Source organism: Bradyrhizobium centrolobii (assembly GCF_001641635.1).
GTDB lineage: Bacteria > Pseudomonadota > Alphaproteobacteria > Rhizobiales > Xanthobacteraceae > Bradyrhizobium > Bradyrhizobium centrolobii.
Genome location: NZ_LUUB01000008.1, coordinates 1 through 3,898 on the forward strand (window position 1 = coordinate 1; position 3,898 = coordinate 3,898).

The 3,898-nt window shown below is 62.1% G+C and carries 2 protein-coding genes and 1 pseudogene; 2 read left to right on the top strand and 1 reads right to left on the bottom strand.

Annotated elements, in window-relative coordinates:
- A pseudogene (gene tnpC, locus AYJ54_RS00850) lies at positions 1-1,301 on the top strand (IS66 family transposase); the annotation flags it as partial.
- A gap of 195 nt (positions 1,302-1,496) precedes the next feature.
- On the opposite strand, the gene AYJ54_RS53820 reads toward tnpC, so the two are convergent.
- On the bottom strand, positions 1,497-2,081 hold the full coding sequence (locus tag AYJ54_RS53820; protein WP_136623343.1) for a transposase: 585 nt from the start codon (positions 2,079-2,081) through the stop codon (positions 1,497-1,499).
- Between the two features lie 160 nt (positions 2,082-2,241).
- On the opposite strand from AYJ54_RS53820, the gene AYJ54_RS00865 reads away from it, so the two are divergent.
- Positions 2,242-3,834 (top strand): ISL3 family transposase, encoded by a 1,593-nt coding sequence (locus tag AYJ54_RS00865; RefSeq protein WP_082908118.1) that lies wholly within the window; start codon positions 2,242-2,244, stop codon positions 3,832-3,834.
- The last annotated feature ends 64 nt before the right edge of the window (positions 3,835-3,898 follow it).

Genomic DNA, 3,898 nt, shown 5'->3' on the forward strand with positions numbered 1-3,898 from the left:
GCCGTGGCCAAGACGACGACGGTGCGGGGATTTACCCGCAAGCGCGCCGAGCGCCAGACCTTCCCCGAGCACCTTCCCCGGGAGCGGGAGGTAATCGATGGGCCGACGGGTTGTGAATGCTGCGGCAGCAATCGCCTTCGCAAGCTCAGCGAGGACGTGACGCAGACGCTGGAAGTGGTGCCGCGCCAGTGGAAGGTGATCGAGACGGTCCGGGAGAAGTTCTCCTGCCGCGACTGCGAGAAGATCAGCCGGGCGCCGGCGCCGTTCCATGCCATCGCTCGGGGATGGGCTGGCCCGAGCCTCCTGGCCATGATCATGTTCGAGAAGTTCGGTCAGCATCAGCCGCTCAACCGCCAGGCCGAGCGCTACGCTCTGGAAGGCGTGCCGATCGCACTGTCGACCATGGCGGATGCCGTTGGGGCGGTCTGTGCCTCGCTAGATCCGTTGCTGCGCCGCCTTGAGGCCCAAGTGATGGCGGCCGAGCGCCTTCATGCCGATGATACGACCGTGCCGGTGCTGGCCAAGGGCAAGACCGACACGGGCCGGTGCTGGATCTACGTCCGGGACGACCGACCGTTTGGGGGCGCGGACCCACCGGCGGCAATGTTCTATTACTCACGCGACCGCAAGGGCGAGCATCCCCAGGTACATCTGGCCCGGTATGCCGGCATCCTGCAGGCCGACGCCTAGACGGGTACAACCAGTTCTATCTGGCGGGGCACCAACCCGGACCGATCCGCGAAGCTGCCTGCTGGTCGCATGGAAGGCGCCCGTTCTTCGCCATGGCCGAGATCGAAGAGAATGCGCGGCAAGGCTGCGGGCAAAAGGAAATCCTGCTCTCTCCGATGGCGATTGAGGTCGTGCGACGGATCGACGCGCTGTTCGAGATCGAACGCTCAATCAACGGCAAGAGCGCCAAGGAGCGCCTTCAGGTGCGGCAGACGCTGAGCCGGCCCTTGATCGAAGACTTGCAGGTCTATATGCGCGAACAGCTCGCCAAACTGTCCCGCGGCCAAGACCTGGCCAAGGCGTTCAACTACATCCTCAAGCGTTGGGCGAGCTTCACGCTGTTCCTGGAGGACGGGCGAGTTTGCCTCTCGAACAACGCCGCCGAACGAGGCTTGCGAGGCATGCATTTGGCCGGAAGTCCGGGCTGTTCTGCGGCTTTGATCGCGGTGGACGGCGTGCGGCGGCCATGTACAGCCTGATCGTCACAGCGAAAATGAACGGCGTCGATCCGCAAGGTTCTTGCCCGCATTGCCGCCCATCCGGCTCATCGGCTCGACGAACTTCTGCCCTGAAATTGGAAGCCAGCGCTCTCCGCTCAAGCCGCATGACCACCCACGTCAATAAGGTCCATCACGTCACCACAATCAATCGCGTCGCCGAGGATCTTGGCGTAGATGAGGACTGGCTGCGGGACGTCGCCAATGAAATGGAGATCGAGGACAGCGCCATCCGGGTCTATGGCGTCGGAGAAGACGGTGTCCAGGCGTTCACCAACGACCTCGTTGATATGCATCGCCTTGAGCGCGGCCGCGTTCGCCCGCACCTTGGTCGACGGGATGTGGTTGAAGATGTTGCTGCACCAATGCTAACAAGGCATTGCCAAGCCGCCTCAACGAAGAAGCGGCCGCGCTCTCAGTATGCCTCTGGCAGGCATCGGTGAGCCCACGCTCCTTGAGATGCGTCGGGAGCGCACTCCAATCGCCTCGCCCTCCGCAGATACCGAGTATTTCCCGATCGCCGTTCACCGTTGCGGACTTCCCCCGCCCGGTGCGCTTCAGCACAATGCCGTCGATATAGCGGTGCTGGCCCTCAATCGGGCGATTGAGCCAGGCTTCGATCGGAACTTCTTGTTCAGCTTCGATGGACGGAGATACTCCATGCCCACGGCAGCTCAGTGATATGCACCCGCCGCACCGGCCAAATAGCTGGCGCAGCTTCGGTACCCTTAGGCTCACCTCGCCGACCTTGGTCCGCAGATTGCGCTCGTTGCGCCCGGCACGGGTATCCCATCGTGCTTCGCTGCACTCGTAGGATGCGTTTTGCGAAGCCGGTCGGTCTCGGAGTCCAGCAATTCGCTCAGCGTGAACTCTACGATGCTACCACCCGAGGTGATTCTTGAACCTCTCGTCGTCAACGTGGTTCTTCCGCATATTTGATGCAAGTTGGCGGATTCACGGAAGGCGCGAATAAGGCCATAAGGTCAGAATCGCAGTCGACGTCCGTGATTCGCCCTTGTTCCATTCCTTGTGCTCGCTGGTCTCCCCCGAGCTTTCGATTGTCCAGATCCTTCCCCAGGGCGACAAGGTGATGCTCGTGGCTCGGACGAAGTCAGCGGTCTCGTTCTGTCCCGGTTGCGGCTGCCAGACCGGCCGCGTCCACAGCCATTACGTGCGACGCTTAACCGATCTGCCGTGGCAAGAGCGGATTGTCGAGATCCGGCTTAACGCGCGACGCTTTCGATGCGCGAATTCGCAGTGCCCGCGCCAGATATTTACTGAGCGGTTGCCGGAAACCGCGCGACCGAAAGCGAGACGAACGTCCCGTCTCCGCGACAGGCAACTGGCGATCGGTTTCGCGGTCGGCGGCGAGCCGGGCGCACGTCTGTCGCACAGACTTGGCATGCCGACCAGCGGAGACACGCTGCTACGGATGATCCGCGCAGCCGAATTCAAGCCGCTAGAGCCGCCGCGTGTGATCGGCATCGATGACTGGGCCTGGCGCAAGGGGCAACGCTACGGCACCATCATCTGCGATCTGGAGCGCAATCGCGTTATCGATCTTTTGCCGAATCGGAATGCCAATGCGGTCGCGTCCTGGCTGGGACGCCATCCCGGCATCGAAGTGATCGCGCGCGATCGTGCCGGCATTTATTCTGAGGGCGCCCGTCGTGGTGCCCCCGAGGCGACGCAGGTCGCCGACCGTTTTCATCTTCTCCAAAACCTGGGTGAAGCGCTGCATTTGGCTGTTTGCCGTCATCGCAAGGCGATCGGTATCGCTGGAAAGGCCACGATTGCGGATATGGTCGAAGATCAAACCAAGCTCGAACCACCAATAGAGCCTTCTACAAAGCTTGATCAGCTGCGCCGCGCGCGGCGCAACCATCGCCGTTCACTCTATGCTGAAATCCTCGACTTGCGCGCCGACGGCCTGTCGCCGCGCGGGATCGCGCCGCGGATCGGCATGAGCGTGAGGACGGTCGAGCGCTGGCTTGCTGCGGGCGGTGAGCCTGAGCACCGGCGGCCACCCGCGCGCTCCGTCCTCGTTGATCCTTTCCGAGATTATTTGGAAAAGCGCTGGGAGGAAGGTGAACGCCGCGCGCTGGAATTGTGGACCGAAATCAAGCGCCGCGGTTTTGAAGGCAGCAAAACGACCATCTACCGATGGACTGCTGCCCGCCAGCAAGGCTCACCGACGTCCGCGCCAAATGTGCGATGGCGACCGCCCTCGCGCCGCAACTGTGCACGGCTCCTGAGCAAAGAGTCTCGATCGCTCGATCAGCAGACCGAGCGGTTCCTTCACCATCTCCATCAGGTTGCGCCGGAGCTTTCCAACGCCGGTGAGCTTGCTCGACGTCTTGCGGCCTTGATACGGGGGCATGATGATACGAATCTCGAGCAATGGATCGAGGATGCTTCGAGCAGCGAACTGGCTTCGCTTGCAGAAGGCATCGGCCGCGACATCGCGGCTGTTCGGGCAGCCATCACCCAACCCTGGAGCACCAGCCCCGTCGAAGGACAGATCAACCGCCTCAAGACGATCAAGCGCCAGATGTATGGCCGTTCAGGATATGCACTGCTCCGAAACAGGCTACTGGCCACCGCCTGACAACGCACAATCGCTCACGATGAAACGCGAAGAGGAGACCTGCACCAAATATGCGGAAGAACCC